Source organism: Tepidiforma thermophila, from assembly GCF_002563855.1.
Classification (GTDB): Bacteria; Chloroflexota; Dehalococcoidia; order Tepidiformales; family Tepidiformaceae; genus Tepidiforma; species Tepidiforma thermophila.
In genome coordinates this window covers 1,030,125-1,050,383 of the sequence record NZ_PDJQ01000001.1, presented here as the reverse complement: position 1 = coordinate 1,050,383, position 20,259 = coordinate 1,030,125, and the positions used below count along the sequence as shown (strand labels likewise).

The 20,259-nt window shown below is 70.5% G+C and carries 25 protein-coding genes; 3 read left to right on the top strand and 22 right to left on the bottom strand.

Features of this window, described 5'->3' with window-relative positions; all coding sequences use genetic code 11:
* Nucleotides 1–8 precede the first annotated feature (8 nt).
* From A9A59_RS05055 to A9A59_RS04970, 18 genes are all read right to left on the bottom strand, one after another.
* The gene (locus tag A9A59_RS05055) at nt 9–284 is read right to left on the bottom strand and encodes a hypothetical protein (RefSeq protein WP_098503242.1); all 276 of its coding nucleotides are present in this window, start codon (nt 282–284) and stop codon (nt 9–11) included.
* Nucleotides 281–940: a flagellar brake protein gene (locus A9A59_RS05050; protein WP_165772513.1), complete on the bottom strand. Its 660-nt coding sequence runs from the start codon at nt 938–940 to the stop codon at nt 281–283. Before A9A59_RS05050 ends, A9A59_RS05055 begins: the two co-directional genes overlap by 4 nt.
* 289 nt (nt 941–1,229) lie before the next feature.
* Entirely contained in the window at nt 1,230–2,294 is a 1,065-nt protein-coding gene (locus A9A59_RS05045; RefSeq protein ID WP_098503240.1) for a hypothetical protein, read from the bottom strand.
* A complete protein-coding gene (gene flhA / locus A9A59_RS05040) occupies nt 2,269–4,383 on the bottom strand; it encodes a flagellar biosynthesis protein FlhA (RefSeq protein WP_098503239.1) in 2,115 nt (704 codons plus the stop codon). Before flhA ends, A9A59_RS05045 begins: the two co-directional genes overlap by 26 nt.
* Nucleotides 4,380–5,462, bottom strand: a complete 1,083-nt coding sequence (gene flhB / locus A9A59_RS05035) for a flagellar biosynthesis protein FlhB (protein ID WP_098503238.1) — start codon at nt 5,460–5,462, stop codon at nt 4,380–4,382. Before flhB ends, flhA begins: the two co-directional genes overlap by 4 nt.
* On the bottom strand, nt 5,463–6,242 hold the full coding sequence (locus A9A59_RS05030; RefSeq protein ID WP_098503237.1) for a flagellar biosynthetic protein FliR: 780 nt from the start codon (nt 6,240–6,242) through the stop codon (nt 5,463–5,465).
* Between the two features lie 2 nt (nt 6,243–6,244).
* The gene (gene fliQ / locus A9A59_RS05025) at nt 6,245–6,514 is read right to left on the bottom strand and encodes a flagellar biosynthesis protein FliQ (protein WP_098503236.1); all 270 of its coding nucleotides are present in this window, start codon (nt 6,512–6,514) and stop codon (nt 6,245–6,247) included.
* Between the two features lie 9 nt (nt 6,515–6,523).
* Entirely contained in the window at nt 6,524–7,312 is a 789-nt protein-coding gene (fliP, locus tag A9A59_RS05020; RefSeq protein WP_278286795.1) for a flagellar type III secretion system pore protein FliP, read from the bottom strand.
* Nucleotides 7,313–7,433: 121 nt separating this feature from the next.
* A complete protein-coding gene (locus A9A59_RS05015) occupies nt 7,434–8,051 on the bottom strand; it encodes a FliO/MopB family protein (protein ID WP_098503235.1) in 618 nt (205 codons plus the stop codon).
* Entirely contained in the window at nt 8,048–8,290 is a 243-nt protein-coding gene (fliN, locus tag A9A59_RS05010) for a flagellar motor switch protein FliN (RefSeq protein ID WP_098503234.1), read from the bottom strand. The genes A9A59_RS05015 and fliN overlap by 4 nt, the downstream gene beginning before the upstream one ends.
* Nucleotides 8,287–9,159 carry a hypothetical protein gene (locus tag A9A59_RS05005; protein WP_098503233.1) on the bottom strand — a complete coding sequence of 291 codons (873 nt, stop codon included), beginning with the start codon at nt 9,157–9,159 and terminating at the stop codon, nt 8,287–8,289. The genes fliN and A9A59_RS05005 overlap by 4 nt, the downstream gene beginning before the upstream one ends.
* Before the next feature lie 12 nt (nt 9,160–9,171).
* The gene (locus tag A9A59_RS05000) at nt 9,172–9,711 is read right to left on the bottom strand and encodes a flagellar basal body-associated FliL family protein (RefSeq protein ID WP_098503232.1); all 540 of its coding nucleotides are present in this window, start codon (nt 9,709–9,711) and stop codon (nt 9,172–9,174) included.
* A gap of 3 nt (nt 9,712–9,714) precedes the next feature.
* Nucleotides 9,715–10,470 carry an OmpA/MotB family protein gene (locus tag A9A59_RS04995; protein ID WP_098503231.1) on the bottom strand — a complete coding sequence of 252 codons (756 nt, stop codon included), beginning with the start codon at nt 10,468–10,470 and terminating at the stop codon, nt 9,715–9,717.
* Nucleotides 10,467–11,264, bottom strand: coding sequence for a flagellar motor protein (locus A9A59_RS04990; RefSeq protein WP_098503230.1), 798 nt, complete (start codon nt 11,262–11,264; stop codon nt 10,467–10,469). Before A9A59_RS04990 ends, A9A59_RS04995 begins: the two co-directional genes overlap by 4 nt.
* Entirely contained in the window at nt 11,264–11,464 is a 201-nt protein-coding gene (locus A9A59_RS04985) for a flagellar FlbD family protein (RefSeq protein WP_098503229.1), read from the bottom strand. Before A9A59_RS04985 ends, A9A59_RS04990 begins: the two co-directional genes overlap by 1 nt.
* A 156-nt stretch (nt 11,465–11,620) precedes the next feature.
* Nucleotides 11,621–11,944 (bottom strand): GntR family transcriptional regulator, encoded by a 324-nt coding sequence (locus A9A59_RS04980; RefSeq protein WP_225734703.1) that lies wholly within the window; start codon nt 11,942–11,944, stop codon nt 11,621–11,623.
* 62 nt (nt 11,945–12,006) lie between these two features.
* A complete protein-coding gene (locus A9A59_RS04975; protein ID WP_098503228.1) occupies nt 12,007–12,903 on the bottom strand; it encodes a PAC2 family protein in 897 nt (298 codons plus the stop codon).
* Nucleotides 12,904–12,927: 24 nt separating this feature from the next.
* The gene (locus A9A59_RS04970; RefSeq protein WP_165772512.1) at nt 12,928–13,332 is read right to left on the bottom strand and encodes a hypothetical protein; all 405 of its coding nucleotides are present in this window, start codon (nt 13,330–13,332) and stop codon (nt 12,928–12,930) included.
* Nucleotides 13,333–13,462: 130 nt separating this feature from the next.
* On the opposite strand from A9A59_RS04970, the gene A9A59_RS04965 reads away from it, so the two are divergent.
* Nucleotides 13,463–14,686 carry a GNAT family N-acetyltransferase gene (locus A9A59_RS04965; RefSeq protein ID WP_098503226.1) on the top strand — a complete coding sequence of 408 codons (1,224 nt, stop codon included), beginning with the start codon at nt 13,463–13,465 and terminating at the stop codon, nt 14,684–14,686.
* 4 nt (nt 14,687–14,690) lie between these two features.
* Here the strand turns inward: A9A59_RS04965 and A9A59_RS04960 are convergent, their stop codons facing one another.
* A complete protein-coding gene (locus A9A59_RS04960; RefSeq protein ID WP_165772511.1) occupies nt 14,691–15,959 on the bottom strand; it encodes a M16 family metallopeptidase in 1,269 nt (422 codons plus the stop codon).
* Between the two features lie 101 nt (nt 15,960–16,060).
* Here A9A59_RS04960 and A9A59_RS04955 point away from each other — a divergent pair, with 101 nt between their 5' ends.
* Complete coding sequence (locus tag A9A59_RS04955) at nt 16,061–17,026, top strand: hypothetical protein (RefSeq protein WP_098503224.1); 966 nt, start codon at nt 16,061–16,063, stop codon at nt 17,024–17,026.
* A gap of 68 nt (nt 17,027–17,094) precedes the next feature.
* Nucleotides 17,095–18,042 carry a cytochrome c biogenesis protein CcsA gene (gene ccsA, locus A9A59_RS04950; protein ID WP_098503223.1) on the top strand — a complete coding sequence of 316 codons (948 nt, stop codon included), beginning with the start codon at nt 17,095–17,097 and terminating at the stop codon, nt 18,040–18,042.
* A gap of 24 nt (nt 18,043–18,066) precedes the next feature.
* On the opposite strand, the gene A9A59_RS04945 is transcribed toward ccsA, so the two are convergent.
* Genes A9A59_RS04945 through A9A59_RS04935 form a run of 3 tightly spaced genes read right to left on the bottom strand, consistent with a single transcriptional unit; the run spans nt 18,067 to nt 20,160 of the window.
* Nucleotides 18,067–18,852, bottom strand: a complete 786-nt coding sequence (locus A9A59_RS04945) for a thioesterase family protein (RefSeq protein WP_098503222.1) — start codon at nt 18,850–18,852, stop codon at nt 18,067–18,069.
* Between the two features lie 43 nt (nt 18,853–18,895).
* Nucleotides 18,896–19,609 (bottom strand): anti-sigma factor, encoded by a 714-nt coding sequence (locus tag A9A59_RS04940; protein WP_098503221.1) that lies wholly within the window; start codon nt 19,607–19,609, stop codon nt 18,896–18,898.
* A complete protein-coding gene (locus tag A9A59_RS04935) occupies nt 19,606–20,160 on the bottom strand; it encodes an RNA polymerase sigma factor (RefSeq protein WP_098503220.1) in 555 nt (184 codons plus the stop codon). Before A9A59_RS04935 ends, A9A59_RS04940 begins: the two co-directional genes overlap by 4 nt.
* Between the last annotated feature and the right edge of the window lie 99 nt (nt 20,161–20,259).

The window sequence follows — 20,259 nt, the reverse complement described above, 5'->3', positions numbered from 1 at the left end:
CTCAGGGGTCAGGCGTCGGGCGCCGGGTGTTCGGGGGTTTCGCCGCCGGAATCGGCGGAATCGGCGGGGGGTTGCGGCGGCGGCGCCTTCGGGGGGCTGGTGAGGATGACGGCCTCGGCGCCGAAGGCGACGGCGGTGACGAGGACGAAGGTGAAGATGGCGCGCATGAGGGCCTGGTCGAAGGGGTAGCCGGCGCGGGTGCCGAGCCAGGCTGCCGCGACGGCCATGGCCAGGGCGGCGTAGACGCCGTAGCGGGCGATCGTGAAGGGCGGGATGGGGTTCACAGCTGGCCCCTCCGGCGCATTTCAAGCTGGCGGCGCATGAGGTAGCGGGCGATGAGGTCGCGCTGGCCGCGGGGCATATCGAGGAACTCGCAGTGGATGCGGCGCATGCGGTAGCCGCGCTCGGGTTCGCGGACGAAGACGATGCGGGCGCGGACGGCGATGTCGCCCGCCTCGGGGAGGTGCGCCTCGAGGCCGAGGCGCTCGCCGGGCATGGCGAAGGCTTTGGAGGCGATGCAGCAGCCGCTCTCGGAGAGGTCGACGATGGTGCCATCGATTTCGACTTCGGTTTCGGTCTCTTCTTCGGCGGGGACGGCGATGCGGTAGATGCGGGAGGGTTTGATGGCGACCTGGAGGCGGTAGTTGCGGCGCCGCTCGTGGCAATCGATGAAGGCGGGGAGGCGGAGGTACTCGCAGGCTCCGTCTTCGCTGTGGCCGGCGACCTCGGTGACGAACCGCCAGCGCTTGTTGCGGAAGATGTAGGCGGCGCGGACGAGGGTGCCGACGGGGAGAGGGCGGGGCTTCAGGCCGCGCATGGGGACGAGGATGGCGACGCGTTCATCATCGACGTCCTCGATGCGGGTGGCGTAGCTTTCGTCGCCGTCGCGGGCGGAGACCTCGATGCGGAGGGCGGTGCCTGGGAGGAGACCCTGGGCCATAAATGGATTCTTAGGCCGCGGGGCTGGGGCGCCCATTCGACTTCTCCCGTGATGGTGTGATGGAGAGCCCTGATGCGCGTGTGAAGCGGGGCGAAGCGTTCGTCATGGCTCTCGTGCACGTTTGAAGATAGGTCCGGAGCACGGGCGGCCGGGGTTTCCGGCAGTGACGGCCACGTAGCAATCCGGGCAGGTTTATGGTCGCGAGGAGGGGGACACGGGGTGGATCGGCGAGTTCCCGCGGCGGGCCGGGGCACTTCCCTGATCGCGGGCGGCTGCGGCCCGGAGCCGCTCAGGCGATGGCGGCGAACCCGGCCGGCGCGGGGAAGAGGCCGGCGGCGAGATTCGCGGGCTCGGCGACGACGATGCCGGCGGCGATATCGCGCCCGGCGGAGAGGAAGGCGAGGCCGAGGCCGGTTTCGGCGAGCAGTTGGAGCGCGCCGGCGAGGGAGGGAGCGAGGTCCGTGCCGGTGAGCACGGCGCCGGCGAAGCGTGGGAGGGGAAGCATCTCGATGGCGGGCCGGACGGCGGCGGGCTGCCAGTGAGCCGGGATGGCTAGATAGGCGAAGTGGGCGGCGCCGGGGATGGGCGGCGGGGTCCACGCGCCGGCGGGGCAATCGACGAAGAGGCAGGCGCCGCGCGGGGCCCGGCTGACCGCGCGGACGAGGTCGCCGGGGGCGAAGACCTCGCTGCAGGGGAGGCCGAGGGCATCGGCGCAGGCGCGGATGGCGTCGTGGGCGCCGGCGCGGGCGGAATCGGCGGCGACAAGGACGGCGGGGCGGCCGGCATCGGCGCAGTCGAGCGCCATCTTGAGGAGGGCGGTGGTCCGGCCCGCGCCTTCGGGGCCCTGGATGGAGATGAGGGCGGTGGCGCCCTCGGGCGGGTAGGAGGCGGGGGCGGCGGCGAGCCAGGCTTCGACGGCTTCGGCCGGGGAGCGGGCACCAGGCGCGGCTTCGAGGACGCGGCGGGCAGCCGCGGTGTCCCAGCCGATGCCTTCGAAGGCGGCGAGGAGCGACTCCTCGCGGGCGGGGAGCGGCGCCGGGGCGGCGGGGCGGAAGCGGGGGTCGGGGGCCGGGGGCGGGGGCTCGGCGGCGGCGAGGGCTTCGAGGTCGGCGACGGTGACGCCGGGGGCGGTTTCGACGCGGCGGAGGGTCTCTTCGAGGACAACCTGCTGGAGGTGGAGGGGGAGGGCTTCGGCGGCGGGCCCGGGCGGGGCGGCGATGATCTCGACGAGCGGCGGTGCGCCCTCGCGGTGGAGGGAGCGGGTGGAGAGGATGACGGCATCGGGCCCGAGTTCGCGGCGGATCCGGGCGAAGAGGCGCGTGGTGTCGTTACCGATGAAGCGCTTCGTTTCCAACGTTCACCTCGATATTGCCGATGGCTTCGACCTGGGTTTGGGGCGTGATTTCGGCGAAGGAGAGGACCGCGACATTCGGCAGGCGGCGCTCGAGGAGGCGCCGGAGGGCGAGCCGGATGCGCGAGGAGCAGAGGATGATCGGTTCGCGGCCGGAGGCGGCGACACGCTCGACCTCGGCGGCGACGACGCCGATAAGGCGCTGGACCTGCCAGGGGGGCATGGCGACCTGGCTGCCGCGGTCGGTCTGCTGGATGCTGGCGGCGATCTCCTCTTCGGTGCGGGGGCCGACGGTGATGACGCGGATGGTGCCGGATTCATCGGCGTACTGGCGGCTGATCTGGCGGGCGAGCGCGGCGCGGGCGTACTCGGTGAGAAGGTCGATATCGCGGGTGACGCGGGCGTGGGTGGCGAGGGTTTCGCAGATGGTGACGAGGTCGCGGATGGAGACGCGCTCGGCGAGGAGGTTCTGGAGGACTTCCTGGACTTCGCCGACGGTGAGGGTGGAGGGGATGAGGTCGTCGACGAGGGCCGGGTACTCCTTGCGGAGGTTTTCGAGGAGGTCCTGGACGTCCTGGCGGCTGAGGAGGTCGGGGGCGAAGCGGCGGACGAGCTCGGTGAGGTGGGTGGCGAGGACGGATTCGGCGTCGACGACGGTGTAGCCGAGGAGCTCGGCGCGTTCGCGGTAGGCGGGGGTGATCCAGCGGGCAGGGAGGCCGAAAGCGGGCTCGACGGTTTCGATGCCGGGGATGTCGCCTTCGGCGGTGCCGGGGTCCATGGCGAGGTAGTGGCCGGGCTGGAGGGAGCCGCGGGCGATTTCGACGCCGCGGAGCTTGACGACGTAGGCGTTGGGGGCAAGGCCGAGGTTGTCGCGGACGCGGACGGTGGGGAGGACGATGCCGAGTTCGAGGGCGAGCTGGCGGCGGATCTGGGTAATGCGGCGGAGGAGGGTGCCGCCGGCCTGTTCGTCGACGATGGGGATGAGGCCGTAGCCGACTTCGATTTCGAGGGGGTCGACGGTCATCATCTGGATGACCTGCTGGGGGCCGAGCTGCTCGGGCTCGGGGAGCGGCTCGGGGCGGGCGGCGAGGGCCGCCAGCTCGGCCTGGCGCTTCGAGCGGTCGATGAGGTAGCCGCCGGCGCCGATGGCGGCAGCCACCATGAGGAAGGGGAGGCGGGGGAGGCCGGGCATGGCGGCGAAGAGGGCGAGCATGGCGGCGGCGACGTACATCGGCCGCGACTGCATGGTGACCTGGGAGAAGACCTGGGATCCGAGGTTGGTTTCGCCGGCGGCGCGGGTGACGATGATGCCGGTAGCGGTGGAGATGAGGAGGGCGGGGAGCTGGGAGACGAGGCCATCGCCGACGGTGAGCTTTGCGTAGAGGTTGAGGGCTTCGGCGGGGCCGACGCCCTGCTGGAGGATGCCGATGGAGAGGCCGCCGATGATGTTGACGAGGATGATGACGATGCCGGCGATGGCATCGCCTTTGACGAACTTGGAGGCGCCGTCCATGGCGCCGTAGAAGTCGGCTTCCTGGCCGATGGCTTTGCGGCGCTCACGGGCTTCGGCTTCGTTGATGAGGCCGGCGTTGAGGTCGGCGTCGATGGCCATCTGCTTGCCGGGCATGGCATCGAGGGTGAAGCGGGCGGCGACTTCTGCGACGCGGCCGGCGCCGTTGGTGATGACGACGAACTGGATGACCACGAGGATGAGGAAGACGACGAGGCCGACGACGAGGTTGCCGCCGACGACGAAGCTGCCGAAGGAGTGGACGACTTCGCCGGCGTCGCCCTGGAGGAGGATGAGGCGGGAGGTGGAGACGTTGAGGGCGAGACGGTAGAGGGTGGTGATGAGGAGGAGGGAGGGGAAGACGGAGAACTTGAGCGGCTCTTCGGTATAGATGGCGACGAGGAGGATGACGACGGAGACTGCCAGGTTGATGGTCAGGAGGACATCGATGAGGGTCGGCGGCAGCGGGATGATCATCATCCCGACGATGGTGATGAGGCCGACGGCGAGGAGGATGTCGGTCTGGCCGAGGAGGCGGCCGAGGCTGGCGCTGGCGGGGCGTGGCTGGGCCTGGACGGTCACCGGGCGGCTCCTTGAGCGGGATTGGTGCGGCGGCCGGCGCGGGCGCGGAGGGCGTAGACCCACGCGAGCACTTCGGCGACGGCGTGGAAGAGGCTGGCCGGGATGTACTGGCCGACCTGGACGCTGGCGTGGAGGGCGCGGGCGAGGGGCGGCTCTTCGAGGACGGGGACGCCGGCCTCGCGGGCGACGTCGCGGATGCGGAGGGCAAGGTAGTCCTGGCCCTTGGCGACGACCATGGGGGCGGGCATGGAGACGGCGTCGTACTTGAGGGCGACGGCGTAGTGGGTGGGGTTGGTGACGACGACGTCGGCGGTTTTGACGGCCGCGATCATGCGGTTGAGGAGCTGCTGGCGCCGGCGTCGGATGGCGGCTTTGATTTGCGGGTCGCCATCGGTTTCCTTCAGCTCCTGTTTGAGCTCGTGGCGGGTCATGCGGAGGCGTTTGAGGTGCTGGCGTCGCTGCCAGGCGTAATCGGCGAGGGCGAGGAGGAAGAGGACGCCGGCGGCGCGGAAGGCGATATCGAAGCCGAGGGCGGCGAGTTTCGCGGTGGCGGCGCCGATGCTGAGCGCGCCGAGGCCGGCAAGGTCGCCGAACTGGCCGCGAAGGGTTAGGCCGACAACGACGGCGATGATGGCGAATTTGAGGAGGGATTTGACCAGGCGGAAGGCGCCATCCCAGGAGACGATGCGCTTGAGGCCGGCGCCGGGGTTGACGCGGCTGAGCTGGGGCCTGATGCGGGCGCCGGCGAGGAGCGGCCCGGTCTGGACGATGTTGAGGGCGATGGCGGCGACCGCGAGGAGGGCAAGGAGGGGGAGGAGCGCCTGGATCATGCGCCAGGCGGACTCGCGGGCGAGTTGCTGGGCGGATTCGGGGGTGAGCTCGGGGACGGGGTGGCCGAGGTCCTGGGCGAGGATGGCAGCCATGTCGTTCCAGAGCTGGGGCCCGAGGAAGCGAAGGGCGAGGACGGCAAGGAGGAGGACGCCGATGGAGACGACCTCATCGCTGTGGGCGACGTCGCCCTTCTGGCGGGCATCGCGCAGGCGTTTTGGGGTTGGCGCTTCGGTGCGTTCGCCGGCCATTTAAGACGCACCTCCGAGGAGAACGCGGCTCGAGCCGGCGAGGGAAGCGCCGAAGACGCCGTTCATGAGCTGCATGGTCACCGGGAGGGCGGCCGCGAGGACGAGGACGCCGACGCCGATCTTGACCGGCGCGCCGACGATGAGGATTTGGACCTGGGGCACGGTGCGGGCGACGATGCCCATGCCGACGTCGGTGAGGAGGAGGGCGGCCATCACGGGCATGGCGATCCGGATGGCGGTGACGGTGAGGCCGGCGACGAGAGAGGTGATGCCGGACGGGGAGAGGCTGAAGGGGTCGAAGGTGCCGGGCGGCACGGCCTGGAGGGTCTCAGCGAGGGACTGAATAACGAGGTGGTGGCCGTTGATGGAGAAGAAGACGAGGGTGACGAGGAGGGAATAGAACTGGTCGAAGACGCCGAATTCGGTGCCGGTGATGGGGTCGAAGACGGCGCCGAGGCCGAAGCCGACCTGGAGGCCGATGATGCGGGAGGCCATCTGGAGGCCGATGACGACGATGTTCATGGAGAGGCCGAGGCCGAGGCCGAAGAGGGCTTCGCGCAGGACGTCGTCGATGAGGCGGGCGAAGGAGTCGGGGGCCTGGCCGCCGGGGAGCTTCGTGATCGGCGCCAGGACGAGGGCGGTGAAGACGGCGAAGCCGATCTTCGCCTGGGCCGGGATGCCGCGGTGGGAGAGGAGCGGCGACGAGACGAGCATGCTCGAGGCGCGGACCAGGATGAGGAGGAAGGTGTAGGTGGCCTCGGGGGAGAGGTCGAGCTGCATGGTCAGCGACCGTAGGCGGCCATGTTGGCGAAGATGCCGGCTGAGAAGTCGAGGAGGGTGGCCATCATCCAGGGGCCGAAGAGGAGCATGGCGACGAAGACGGCGACGAGCTTGGGGACGAAGGTGAGGGTGGCTTCGTTGACCTGGGTGGCGGCCTGGATGATGGAGACGACCATGCCGACGACGAGGGTGGTGGCGAGGATGGGGGCGCCGACGAGCATGCCGACGGTGAGGGCTTCGCGCATGAGTCCGAGGATGACGCCTTCGTTCACGGATGCCTCCTAGGCGAAGCTCCCGACGAGGGAGCCGACGATGAGATACCAGCCATCGACGAGGACGAAGAGGAGGATTTTGAAGGGGAGGGAGACGATGACGGGCGGGAGCATCATCATGCCCATGCTGAGGAGGGCGGAGGAGATGACGAGGTCGATGATGAGGAAGGGGATGAACATGACGAAGCCCATCTGGAAGGCTGTCTTCAGCTCGCTGATGGTGAAGGCGGGCACGAGGACGTAGGTGGGGACGTCAGCGGGGGAGCTGGGTTTGGGGCTGCCGGAGAGCTTGAGGAAAAGGGCGAGGTCCTGCTCGCGGGTTTGCTTGAGCATGAATGCGCGGAGGGGCTGTTCGCCGCGTTCGAAGGCTTCCTGCTGGGAGATGGAGCCGGCGAGGTAGGGCTGGATGGCTTCGTCGTTGATGGTTTTGATGGTGGGGGCCATGACGAAGGCGGTGAGGAAGAGGGCGAGGCCGATGAGGACCTGGTTGGGCGGGAGCTGGGGGATGCCGATGGCGTTCCGGACGAGGGAGAGGACGACGATGATGCGGGTGAAGGAGGTGACCATGACGAGGATGGCCGGGGCGAGGGAGAGGACGGTGATGAGGACGAGGAGCTGGAGGGCGGCGGAGACGGTGGCGGGGTCCTGGGCGGCGAGCGCCGGGTTCTGCGGGGGGGCGGGCTGGCCGGGGGCGGCGGTCTGCTGGACGCAGCCGGTGAGCAGGAGAAGTGCGAGCCCGGCGAGGGCGAGGGGGAGGAGGATGCGCCGGCGGCGGCGGGATGCTGGGCGGTTCGCCACGCTGGCCCCCAGGCAAGGAAGGTGAGGCCAGCGTATCGGCGGGGGCGGCAGGGCCAGTATCCGGAGACTCCCGCTGGAGGGCCGGGAGAACCCTCACGCTGCGGCGGCGGAGAACCCTGATTCAGCGGCGGCGGAGCGCGGATGCCGGGTCCGGTTCGGCGCCGATGACGGGCTCGGCGGCGGCGCGGCTCTCGCGGCGGCGGAGGGATTCGAGGAGCTGTGCAGCGAAGTCGCCGATGGGGAGGGGGTCGCGCCGGGCATCGGCGGCGGCGAGGACGCTGGCGGCTTCTTCGGGGGTGAGCGCCTCGAGCATGGTGATCTGCTGGGCGGTGGCCCCGATGGCGATGACGCGGTCGCCGAGGGCGAGGAGGTGGATGGTGCGCCCGTTGGCGATGGGGAGGGTATCGACGACGCGGAGGAAGCCGGTGGTGCTGCGCGGGGCGGCCATGCGGCGGGCCCACCAGCGGAGGCCGACGATCGAGCCGCCGATGACCGCTGCAACGAGGGCGAGCCGCCAGCCGAGGGAGAGGAGGTCGCCGGGACCGAGCGAGAAACCCGTGCCGTCCGGGGTGCCTTCGACCCGGGAGGGCGAGGCGTCCTCGGCGGCAGGGACGAGGGTGGGGCCGGCGGCTTCCCGGGGCGCGGGCGCAGCGAAGGAGATGAAGAGGACGGCGATGAGCAGCGCGCCGCCGATAGCGACCAGCCAGGTGAGGCGCCGGCGGGACGCGGGGTCGTTCATGCGACGGCTTCCGGCTCTTCGACCTCGTGCTCGTGGCCGCGGCGGACGACCTCGACGACGCGGACGCCGAAGTTTTCGTCGACCACGACGACTTCGCCGCGTGCGACGAGGCGGTCGTTGACGAGGATGTCGACGGGTTCGCCAGCGATGCGGTCAAGTTCGATGACGGAGCCTGGGCCGAGGCCGAGGACTTCGGCGACGGTGAGCCGGGTGCGGCCGAGCTCGACGGTGACGTTCATCTCGAGCCCGGCGAGGAGCTCGATCCCAGAGGAGTAGTCGACCTGGCCGGGCTCGGGGAGCGGCGCGAAGCGGGCGCGCTGGGCGGTGACCTGCGGCTCCTGCTTCGGCGGGGGGCCGGCCGCGGGTTCGGAGCGGGGGGCGGGCCGGCGGCCGGGCGCGCGGCGGCGGGCGGGGGCTGGTCGAAGCGGTTCAGTTCCACATCAAGAAGCTCGGCAGCCTCGAGGTCTTCCTGAGTGATCAACGGGGTGTCAGCGGTATCGGCGGCGGCCGGCGCGGGCTGGTCGAAGGCGCCGGCCATCGAGCCGGCGACGATATCGAGGAAGGTGCCCGGCAGGACGAGGGTGAGCGGGAGCTCGCGGGCCAGGGCGATGGTTGCGGTGAGGTAGAGGCAGGCGTCGTCGAGCCCGGCGAGGGTCCCGGCCATGGTGTTGGCGGTGACATCGTCGAAGGAGAGGATGAGGCCGTTGGAGGACTTGCTGAAGACCTCCTGGTTGAGGGCCTGGAGGACCTGGCCGAGGAAGGTGAAGGCGACGACGAGGGTCTGCTGCTCCTGGTCTTCGGGGTTGTCGGCTTCGGTCTGGAGGTAGGCGGCGGCGGGTGCGGTGGGGAGGACGAGGTAGGCCGTGGCGGACTGGTCGTTATCGGTGGAGAGCTCGATGGGGACGGCAAGGTGGGGTTCGCCGAACTCGCCGGCGATCTCGTCGGGCATGACGAGCCGGGCATCGCGGATGGCGGCGGAGGGTTCGGCGCCCTGGATGACCTGGAGGGCGCGGGCGGCAGCCTGCCAGGCGCGACGCCCGACGGCATCGAGGGTGGCGGCCTGCTGCGGGGAGAGGAGCTGGGCGAGGACGTCGACGGGGTCCGCCATTGATGGGCCCTCCTACTGGACGATGAAGGTTTCGAAGTAGATTTTTTCTACTTTTTCGCCGTGAAGGTGATGGTTGATTGCTTCTTTGAGCTCTTCTTTGAGCTTTTCTTTGCCTTCGACGGTGGAGACTTCCTCGGCGGTATGGGAACCGATGACGTAGGCGATGGCGTCGAGGATCTTGTGCATCTCGGGCTCGAGGTGGTGGGCGAATTCGGCGTTCTTGGCCGCGACCTTGTCCGCGCTCAGCCCGACCCATGGCGGCGTGGCGGGGCCGAACTCGAGGGCCATGATGACTTTGACGTAGCGCTGGGTGGTGCCGGTGGGCTTGAGGTTGAGGACGATGCCTTCGGGGGCGTTGGAGGGTTTGCCGCCGTGGCCGCCGCCGGCGTTGGGTTTGCCGATGAAGACGGTGGGCCGCGGCGCGGCAGCGATCTGCTCGGCGGTGTAGACGGGCACGGGCTTGGGGTCCATGTAGTTGGGCTTGATGTAAAACCAGAAGGCGGCTGCGAAGAGGACGGCGCCGCCGGCGAGGATCTTTTTGTCTTTGAACATGGGCTACCTCCGCTGGCTCCCGGAGAGGGCTTTCTGCAGGTCTTCGATGGTGGGATAGAGGATGACGATGTCGGCCCGGCGGTTGAGGGCGCGGCCTTCGGGGGTGCTGTTATCGGCGAGGGGGCGGGTCTCAGCGTAGCCGGCGGCGTAGAGCTTTGCCGGATCGAGGCCGCCCTGTTCGACGAGGACGCGGAGGACGCGGGTGGCGCGGGCGGTGGAGAGCTCCCAGTTGGTGGGGAAGTCACGGCTGTTGGGGGGAATGTTGTCGGTGTGGCCTTCGATGCGGAGGGTGTTGGGCAGGCCGCGGAGGGCATCGGCGACCTGGAGGAGGACATCGACGCTGCCGGGCCGGAGGTCGGCGCTGCCGGAATCGAAGAGCAGGTTATCGGCGAGGGAGATGGTGATGGAGGTGGAATCGGAGCGGAGCTGGATTTTGCCTTCGAGGCCGTTGGCGGCGGCGAATTCGGTCAGCGTCTTGTTGAGGCCTTCGAAGGTGTTGGAGCGGATTTCGTTGAGGGAAGGGGTGAGGCCGCCGCCCTGGTTGAGCACGGCGGAGGAGCCGTTGGAGCCCTGGAGGACGCCGATGGAGAAGGCCTGCTCGATGGAGACGCGGACGGACTGGAGCTTCTGGGGGTTGGCGTCGCTGGTGGCGTAGAGGACGACAAAGAGGGCGAAGAGGAGCGTCACCATGTCGGCATAGGAGACGATCCATCGTTCGTGGTTTTCGGGCTTTTCGGCCTCGGGGGCTTTGCGGCTCATGCGGCCTCCCGCCGGGCCGCGCCGGCCTCATCCTTCTTGCCGCGCAGGGAGGGCTGGAGGAAGCCTTCGAGCTTTTCGCGGACGATGCGGGGGTTATCGCCGGCCTGGATGGACATGAGGCCTTCGATGACGACGTCGAGGGCGTGGAGTTCGTGCTTGGAGTTGCTCTTGAGCTTGGCCGCGAGGGGGAGCCAGAGGACGTTGGCGGTGAAGACGCCGTAGAAGGTGGCGACGAAGGCGGTGGCGATGCCGGGGCCGATGTGGTCGGGCTCGTCGAGGTGGGACATGACGGTCATGAGGCCCATGACGGCGCCGAGGACGCCGATGGTGGGGGCGATGCCGCCCATGAACTCGAGGGCGGCGAAGTTGCTTTCGTGGCGGTGCTTCATGGACTCCCGCTCGATCTCCATGATTTCGCGGAGGAGCTCGGGGTCGGTGCCGTCGATCATGAGCTGGACGCCCTTGCGGGTGAACGGGTCGTGGATCTTCTCGATGTCGGCCTCGAGGGCGAGGAGGCCTTCGCGGCGGGCCTTATCGGCCATCTGGACGAAGAGTTCGACGGTCTCGGCGGAGTTGTGGCTGGAGCCGGCAAAAAAGGCTTTCATGATGGTTTTGGGAAGCCCCACCATGACGGAGAGCGGCTGCGAGATCATGACGGCGCCGAGTGACCCGAGGATGACGATGAAGAAGCCCGGGAGGTTGATGAGCTTCATGGGATTGCCGCCCTCGAGGATGTTGCCTCCGATGATGCCGACGAGGGCGACGACGAGGCCGATGACGGTGGCCAGGTCCATCAGGCGCTCCTCCGGATGGCGCCGATCGCTTTGCGGCGGAACTCGGCGATGCGTTCGATGATGGTTTCGGGCGATTCCTGGCAGACGTAGCGGTGGCCGTTGGTGAGGGTGATGTGGGTGTCGTGGGAGGCTTCCATGACCTCGAAGAGGTCAGGGTTGAGGTAGAACTCGGTGCCGTCGATGCGGGTGAGCCTGATCATGCGGATGCTCCCACGCGTGGGTGCCTCCAGCGTAGGGGGTGCGGGCGTGCGGCCGGGATTGGGGGAAGACCCTGACGGCTGGGGAGAGGGCGCTGAGGTTGGGCGGGGAGAACCCTGATGAGGTGGGAGGTTGGAGGTTGGAGGTTGGAGCGGTGGTTAGGGGAAGTCGCTGCCGGGGATGCTTTCGGGGTCGCGGACGAGTTCTTCCCAGCGGCGGCGGATGACGTCGAGGGGGGCGGGCGGGGGCGTCCAGGGGAGGCCGCGAACGATGACGCCGCGGTTGGGGGCGTGTTCGACGAGGCCTTCGCTTTCGAGGCGGCGGAAGGCTTCGCGCACGGGGGTCTGGCTCACGCCCCAGCGGGCGGCAATCTCCTCCTGGCGGAGGTGCTCACCCTCTTTGAGGTTGCCGGAGAGGATCGCGGCCTGGAGCGCTTCGTAGACGAGGTCGGCTTTGGTTTTGCGCGGGTTCCGCATCGCCATGGTTCAAGGATACTGCAGCGGGGCCGGGAGGAACCGTGCCGGCGATGGGCAGCGGCCGGCGCTCAGCGGTCGCCGGTGCCGCGGAGGAAGTCCTCGACGTCCTTGAGGATGTCGTCGGCGGACGGGAGCTCGCTGTCGCCGGGCTCTTCGAAGTCGACGGCGCCTTCGTCGTCCTCGTCGTCCTCTTCGTACTGGTCTTCGAGCGTGCGGACGTAGGTGCCGACCTGGTCGTCACCGCGGGAGGCTTCGTTGACGCGTTCGATGAAGGCGAGGGCGCGCTCGGGGAGGTCGCCTTCGGGAACGCGGAAGCCCAGGATCGGTTCGAGGGCGCGGACGAGTGCGAGGGTGGCCGGGGGGTTCTCGTCGATGCTGAGGTAGTGGGGCACGCCGGCGGCGAGGCTGATGAGGTCGAGCCGGTAGCCGCGGAGGACATCGTGGATGACGCCGAGGATGCCGGTGGGGCCCTGGTAGAGCGAGCGGCCGAGCCCGTAGCGGGCGGCGAGGCGGGGGTCGGCGCTGGAGCCGGTGACGGGAACGGGCCGGGTGTGGGGCGTGGCCGCGGGGCGGGCGACGAGGGTGCAGACGAGAAATGGCTGGAGCGGGACGATCGCTTCTGCGAGGCGGGTGGCGAAGGTGCGCCAGCGGAGGTTGGGTTCGACGCCGCGGATGACGACCAGGTCGTGCTCGCCGGTGCCGGTGCGAACGATATCGCCGCGGTTCTCGGGCCAGTGGAGGCGGCGGACGCCGGATTCGTCGATGGAGACGGTGGGACGGACGTCGGTGAAGACGTAGTAGTCCTCGGGGTCGACCTCGAGGAAGCGGGTGCCGCCGTAGGTCTGGACGAGGTGGGCGGCGGTGTCGGTGGTGACGGTGCCGGTGTCGCTCCAGCCGGTGAAGGCGAGGATGACGATGGGGGCGCGGAGGGGCTGGTCGACGGGGGTGATGGAGAAACCGTCCACGCTGCCATTGTACCGGCACGGCGGCTACGGGCTTTCGGCGAGGCGGGCGGCGCCGGCGCCGACGTGGACGACGGCGGTTCGCCCATCCGGGCCGGCCAAGACGATGACCCAGCCGTTGACGACGGCCTGGGCGCAGACCCCTCCCGGCGGCGGGAGGCCCAGGCAGGCTGACGGCCAGGTGGCCGGCCGGGCGGCGAGAAGAGCGGCGGGGGCGAGCGCGGGGACGGCGGCCTGCGCGAGGGCGAGGGCCTCGGGCGGCGGCAGGGGATCGCCCCCGACGGCCTCGGCGCCGGACGGGAGGGCCGCGGGCGGCGACGCGGCTGGAGCAGGAGGGGGATCGAGGATGCCCGGGCCGGGTGATTCCGCCCGGAGTCCTGCCGCCGCATGGGCGAGCAGGGTGCAAACGATGAGCCAGCCAGCCCAGCGCACCGACCCGGGCATCCTGCTGAGGAGAACGGCGGCAGGCGGGCGAAATGTTCCCGCGCGGGAGGCCGGGGCGACGGTGCGGCGGCGAACAGGTACGCTGGCAGCTCCCGCCGGGGGATGAGAGGAGGCCGTGATGGCATTCGACGTGCGAATTCCGGAGCCGGGCGAACTCGACGAGCTGTTTGCGGTGAATTCGTTCTCGTTCGGGATGCCGCCAAGCGCGGAGCGGGTGGAGCTTTCGCTGAAGCTGGCCGACCGGGAGCGGCTGCTCGGGGCGTGGGTCGATGGGCGGTGCGTCGGCTCGGCGGGCGCGTTCACGTTCGAACTCTCGGTGCCGGGGGCGTCGCTGGCGTGCGGCGGGGTGACGTGGGTGGGGGTGGCGCCGACGCACCGGCGGCGGGGCATCCTGACGGCGCTGATGACGACGCAGCTGGCGCAGATCCGGGAGCGGGGCGAGGCGATTGCGGCGCTCTGGGCGTCGGAGGCGCCGATCTACGGGCGGTTCGGCTACGGACTGGCGATGCAGCAGTACGAGGAGGTGCGGCTGGCGCGGGTGCACGCGCAGCTCCGGGGCCACCCCGGCGCGCGGGGCAGGGCGCGGCTGGTGGACCGGGCGGAGGCGCTGGCAACATGGCCGGCCGCCTGGGAGGCGGCGCGGGCGCAGCGCGCGGGGCTGCACTCACGCACGGCGGCGTGGTGGGAGGTCCGCGTGCTGCCCGAGCAGGACCGGCCGGAAGCGGGCTGGAGCCCGGCGTTCCTCGTCAGCCTCGAAGACGGCGGGGAGACGATCGGGTACGTTCGCTACCGGGTGAAGCGGGGCTGGCGGCACGGGCTGGCGGCCGGCGAGCTGGAGGTGCTCGAACTTGTCGGCGTGGACGGCGGGGCGGAGGCGGCGCTCTGGGAGTACGTGTTCGGGGTCGACCTGATCGAGACGGTGGCGGCGCACAACCGGCCGTTCGATGAGCCGCTCTTCGGGCTGCTCGAGGACCCGCGGCGGCTCGAGCGGTATCCGGTGGATGCGCTGTTCTGCCGGGTGCTGGACCCGGCGGCCGCGCTGGAGGGCCGGCGGTACGGGCGGGAGGGGCGGCTGGTGTTCGAGGTCGTCGACGACTTCGGCGGGTACGCCGGCGGGCGGTTCGTGCTCGAGGGCGGACCGGACGGGGCCCGCTGCCGGCCGACCGGGGAGACGGCGATGCTCACCCTGCCGGCCGAGGAACTGGGGGCGCTCTACCTGGGGCAGGCGAGCGCGCTGGCCCTCTGGCGGGCGGGGCGGGTCGAAGGGAGCGAGGCTGCGGCGCGGGCGGCGGAGCTGCTGTTCCGCTGGCACCCGGAGCCGTGGGCGCCGGAGATTTGGTAGCGGCTCAGCCGAGCGCGGCTTCGATTTCGGCCTCGTCGAGGTCGGGCCCGACGACGGCGGCGTGGAGCTTCGCGCGGTCGAAGATGCGGGCGGCGACGCGCTGGATGTCGTCGGGGGTGACGGCTTCGATAGCAGCGACCACTTCGTCGATGGTTTCGACGCGGCCTTTGGTGAGCAGGAGTTCGCCGTTGCGCTGGCCGATGGCGAAGGCGGTTTCGAGGGAGAGGCGGAAGCGGCCGATATTGTGGTCCTTGGCTTTGCGGAGCTCCTCGGGCGGGACGGGTTCGCGGACGAGGCGGTCGGCCTCGGCGAGGCAGACCTGAATGGTTTCGCAGAGGCGGTCGCGGTTGACGCCGGCGGAGATGGTGAAGACGCCGGCATCGGAGAGGTAGCCGTAGCCGGAGGAGACGGAATAGGCGAGGCCGCGGCGCTCGCGGACTTCGAGGAAGAGACGGGAGGACATACCGGCGCCGAGGACGTCGTTGAGGATGCGAAGGATGTAGCGGTCGGGGTCGTCGCGGCCGAAGATGGGGAGGCCGAGGTAGAGGGTGCACTGGTCGATGGGGCGGCTTTCGGTGACGACGCGGGGGCCGGTGATGGCGGGGTCGTAGGGCTGGACGGGCGGGATGGGGCCGGGCTCCATGCCGCCGAGGAGGGGAATGGTGTACTCGAGCACCTGCTGGTGGGTGACGTTGCCGGCGACGGAGAGGACGATGTTGCCGGGTTTGTACCACTCGCGGATGTGGCTGAGGAAGTCCTCGCGCTTCCAGGTGGCGACGAGTTCGACGGTGCCGCCGACGTCCCAGCCGGCGGGCTGCGGGCCGTAGACGGCCTGGCCGATGAGGCGGGCGGCCCAGGCGGCGGGGTTATCGTGGTTGCGCTTCAGCTCCTGCTGGACGACGGGGCATTCGCGTTCGATTTCCTGCTGCTCGAGTTTCGAGTTGAGGAGCATATCGGCGGCGACGTCGATGGCCGTGGGGAAGCGGTCGAAGGGGACGATGTTCCAGTAGCAGGTGAACTCTTTGTTGGTGTAGGCGTTGAGGGTGCCGCCGGCGCCTTCGATCTCCTGGGCGATCTGGATGGCCGAGGGGCGCTTTTCGGTGCCCTTGAAGACCATGTGCTCGAGGAAGTGGGTGATGCCGTTGAGGTGCTGCGGCTCGGAGCGGGAGCCGACCCCCACAAAGATGTTGACGGAGGCGGCCTGGGTGGACGGCATGGTGGCCGTGATGACGCGGAGTCCGTTCGGGAGCGTTGTGATTTCGTAGTCGGACATAGGCCCTCCACGCGGGTGAAGCCGCATCGTACGGATCGGCGGGGAAGGCGCAAGGGGGCAGCCGACCGGGCGGGAGCGGCGGCAGGCTAGACTGGAAAGCGATGGGAAGGATCCCGGGGATTGAGCTGGCGCCGAACTGGACGAGCGCGGCGGCGGCGCTGGAGGGAATCCTGCGGCACGCGGGGATCGACCTGCCGCGGCATGCGGTGATGGGGCTGACGGGGCATGCGTTCCACTTCTGCCTCGGCACGCGGGAGGGTGTCGTGGCGCTGCCGAGCGGGCCGTCCAGCTTCGACCGGGCGGCGATGGTGGCGCGCTACGCGCGGACGGGGCTGCGGTTCGAGCGGTTTGCCGGTCCGGCGGATGCGGCGACGAAGGAGCGGGCGATCGCGTGGGCGGCGGAGCGGCTGGATGCGGGGGTGCCGCTCATCGGATGGGACCTCCACCTGCACGAGTTCGGCATCATCGACGGCTACGACCGGGCACGGGGCGGCTTCTTTGTGCAGGACGTCATCACGGAACAGGTGGGGCCGTTCGTGGCATGGGAGGCGTGGGCGCCGCTCGGGGAGATTGAGCTCTGGGCGCCGGTAGAGCCGGTGGAAGCCGGGCCGGAGGTCGTGGTTGAGGCTTTGCGCACAGCAGCGGCACTGCTGGGCGGGGAGGAGGGCCCGGCCGACGGCCAGCCCCGGGGGGCCGGCGGCATCGAGGCGTGGGCCGAGGCGCTCGAAGGGACGGCGGAGGTGGACCGTGCCGGGAACGCGTACACGCTGGCGGTGCTTGCGGCGGCGCGGACCGACGGGGCAGCCTTCCTGCGCGACCTGGCGGGGGCCCTGCCGGGGGCGGCGGAGCCGCTTGCGGCGGCGGCGCGGGCGCTGGAAGAGGAGACGAAGGCGCTTGCGCCGCTGATTACGCTCTTCCCGTTCCCAAGCGGAGGGCACGGGAATGTCCAGGTGCCGGGCCTGCGGCGGGCGGCGGCAATGGCGCTGCGGCGGGCCGCGCGGTACGAGCGGGAGTGCCGCGGTGCAATCGAGGGGGCAATCCCGCTCGTGGAGGCGGAGACCGGGTAAAGGGCGGGGCAATGCTGCCTGACCGCGGCTAGGAAACGGGGTAGGATTTGTGAAACGGGGAACGAACGTTGGCTGAGCTCGCGCTGTACCTGTACTGGACCTCGGTGGTGACCGCGCCGATCGCGGCGGTGCTCTACTGGGGCTACTTCGGGAGCGCGGCGCTGGCGGTGCGGCGGGTGGCGGCGCAGACGAGCGCGGGCACGATGAGCGTGAGCCTGCCGGCCGGGGGCCCGAACGCGGGGATTGGCCGCCTCGCGACGACGTTTACGGGGCTGACGACGCTGTTCCTGGCAGGGTGGTTTGCGGCGCGGTGGGCGGCACGCGGCTATGCGCCGCTTTCGAACCTGTACGAGTTCACGACGGCCTTCGCGTTCGGGATCTGCGCGGCGTACCTCGTGTTCGAGCGGACCTCGCGGAACCGGCGGTACGGTGCGCTGGTGCTGCCGATCGCGTCGGCGATGCTGGGGATTGCGGCGGCCTTCCCGAAGGAGATTGTGCCGCTCATCCCGGCGCTGCAGAACGGTCCGCTGCTGACGATCCATGTCTCGGTGATGATGCTGTCGTACGCGGTGCTGACGGTGGCCTTCTGCGCCGCGGTGGTGTACCTGGTGCAGGGCGGCGAGGGGAAGCGGCGGTTCGCTGCGCTGCCTTCGGCCGAGGCGGCTGGGGACCTGGCACACCGGGCGGTGCTGGTCGGCTTTCCGCTGCTGGGACTGGGGATTGCGCTCGGCGCGTGGTGGGCGAACAGCGCTTGGGGGCGGTACTGGGGCTGGGACCCGAAGGAGACGAGCGCGCTGGTGACGTGGCTGAGCCTTGTGGCCTACTTCCATGCCCGGGCGGGGAGCGGCTCGGTGGCGGGCGCCCCGGGGATCCGGCGACTGGTTCCGGCGCGGCTGCGGCGCGGCTGGCGGCCGGACCCGATGTGGTGGCTGGTGGTGATGTGGGGGCTGGTGATGTTCACCTACTTTGGGGTGAACCTCTGGATCAGCGGGCTGCATAGCTACGCCGGGGTGTAGCGCCGGAAAGCGCCGGCCCCGGGTTCAGCTGCGGCGGCGCTGGGCGAGCCCGGCGACGGTGGCGGCGCCGATCGGCCCGGTTTCGTCGTAGAGGCGGCACTGGCCCATGCAGATGCCGTCGCTGGCGCCGTGGTCGGTGGATTCGAAGCCGATCCACTCCCCGGCGGGGTAGCGGTGGAGGTAGAGGGTGATATCGACGTTGATGTAGGCGAGGCCGGCGCTGCCGGAGTTGGCGAGCGGGCTGGCGAAATCGCAGGCGAGGGCGACGCGCTGGAAGGGGGTGAGTTCGCGGCCGGCGACAAGAGGGCGGAGTTCGCGCATCCAGGTGCGCTTCTGGCCGACGGTCCCAAACGTGCGGCCCTGCGAGCGGCTCTCCCACATGGGCTGCCAGCCTTCGTTGGCGATGGGAGGGCGCGGATCGGGCTGGAGGGCGGAGGGCGGCGGGAAGTCCCACGGCGGGGGCGCCCAGACCTCGCCGGGGGGCTGTTCGCCTTCGCGGAGGAGGACGCAGCTGGCGCGGCCGATGGACTGGCCGCCGGCGAAGGCCTCGGCATCGACGACGCGGATGCGGCTGCCCTCGCGGCGGACGGCGGTCTCGACGGTGATGGGGATGAAGGTGGGGAGCCGCCAGAGGTCGACGGTCATCCGGGCGACGCGGAGGTGCGGTTCGGCGTGGCGGCGTTCGATTTCGGCGCCGAGCAGGCCGGCGACGACGCGGCCGTGGAGGGAGTTCGGGTCCCACGGGCCGCGGCAGACGGGCTGGGGCACGAAGGCCTCGCCCTCGGGGAGGAAGAAGGCATCGGTGGGCATGGTTCGCCGATCATGAACGGGCCGCACGGAAGAAGCCAGCGGCTCAGCGGGGGGAGGTCAGGATCTCGGGGCCCTGCGGGCGGTCGCCGGCGGCGCCGTCCGGCTCGAGGGTGACGAACATGCGGGTCATCTCGCGCGGGAGGGAGGGCAGGCGAACGATGAGTTCGCCGTTGGGGGCGCCTTCGAAGTCAGCGGCGGAGCGGGCGCCGTAGGGGCCTTCGCTCCAGACCTGGTAGTGGTGGCCTTCGGGCGCGGGGGGCAGGCCGACGACGCGGAGGACGGCGAAGGAGAAGTCGGAGGCGACGAAGACGGCGCCGCGGGCGCCATCGCCGGAGAGGGGGATTTCGATGGCGCGGGCAGCGAGCTGCGCGCGGAGGTCATCGGCTTCGCTGCGGGCGTCGAGGTAGGCGATGACGGCGGCGGCAAGGCCGACGGTGAGGACGAGGACCGCCGCGGCGGAGGCGAGGGCAACGAGGCGCCAGGGGGCGCCGGCGCGGGCCGGCCGGCGGAGGGGGAGAGGCTGGGGCGGCTGCAGGCGTGCGCGGACGCCGGCGGCGATGCGGTCGGCGGCGCCGGGCGGGAGGGGCTGCTCCTCGTAGCCGTGGGCGAGGGCTTCGGCGGCCTGGAGGAGGGGCTGGAGGGCGGCGCGCAGCCCGGCATCGGCGGCGAGGAGCCGCTCGAGGGCTTCGGCCTCCTCCGGCTCAAGGAGGCCGAGGGCGTACTCGGGGAGCAGGTCGAGGGCCTGGTCGCGGTTCATGGTTCGAGGGCCTCGCGGACTGGCGCGAGGGAATCGCGCAGTTTGGTGAGGGCGAGCCGGAGGCGGCTCCGGATGGTGCCTTCGGGGAGCCCGAGCTCCCGGGCGATATCGACGGGGCGCTGGCCCTGGTAGTAGGCGCGCACGATGACGTCCTGCTGTTCGGCTGGCAGCTCCTCCAGTGCCTGCCGCACGCGATCCCCGGTGAGGCTGGCGAGCACGAGCTGCCAGGTATCGTCGGGGTCTCGCAGTGCATATACGGAAGGGGCGTCGTCTATCGATCGCTCGAAGGCGCGGGCACGCTTACGGAGGAGGTCGATTGCGGCGTTGCGGGCGATGGCGAGGATCCAGGAGCGTTCGTTGCCGCGTGCGGGGTCGAACTGGCGGCCCCGCTGCCAGATGCGGACGAAGGCATCCTGGACGGCTTCTTCGGCGAGGGAGGGATCGCGCAGGACCTGGACGGCTGCGGCGAAGGCGGGCCCGGTGTACTCGGCGACGAGGGCATCGAAGGCAGCGGTGTCGCCGGCGCGGAACCGTTCGAAGTGGCTTGTCACGCGGGGCGCTCCGCGAAGTTTCGGCGGTGTGTGATCGAAGTGTTGTCAAGGGTGCGTACATGGGGTGTACGCGACTGGCCGGCCGGCAGTTGCAGACGC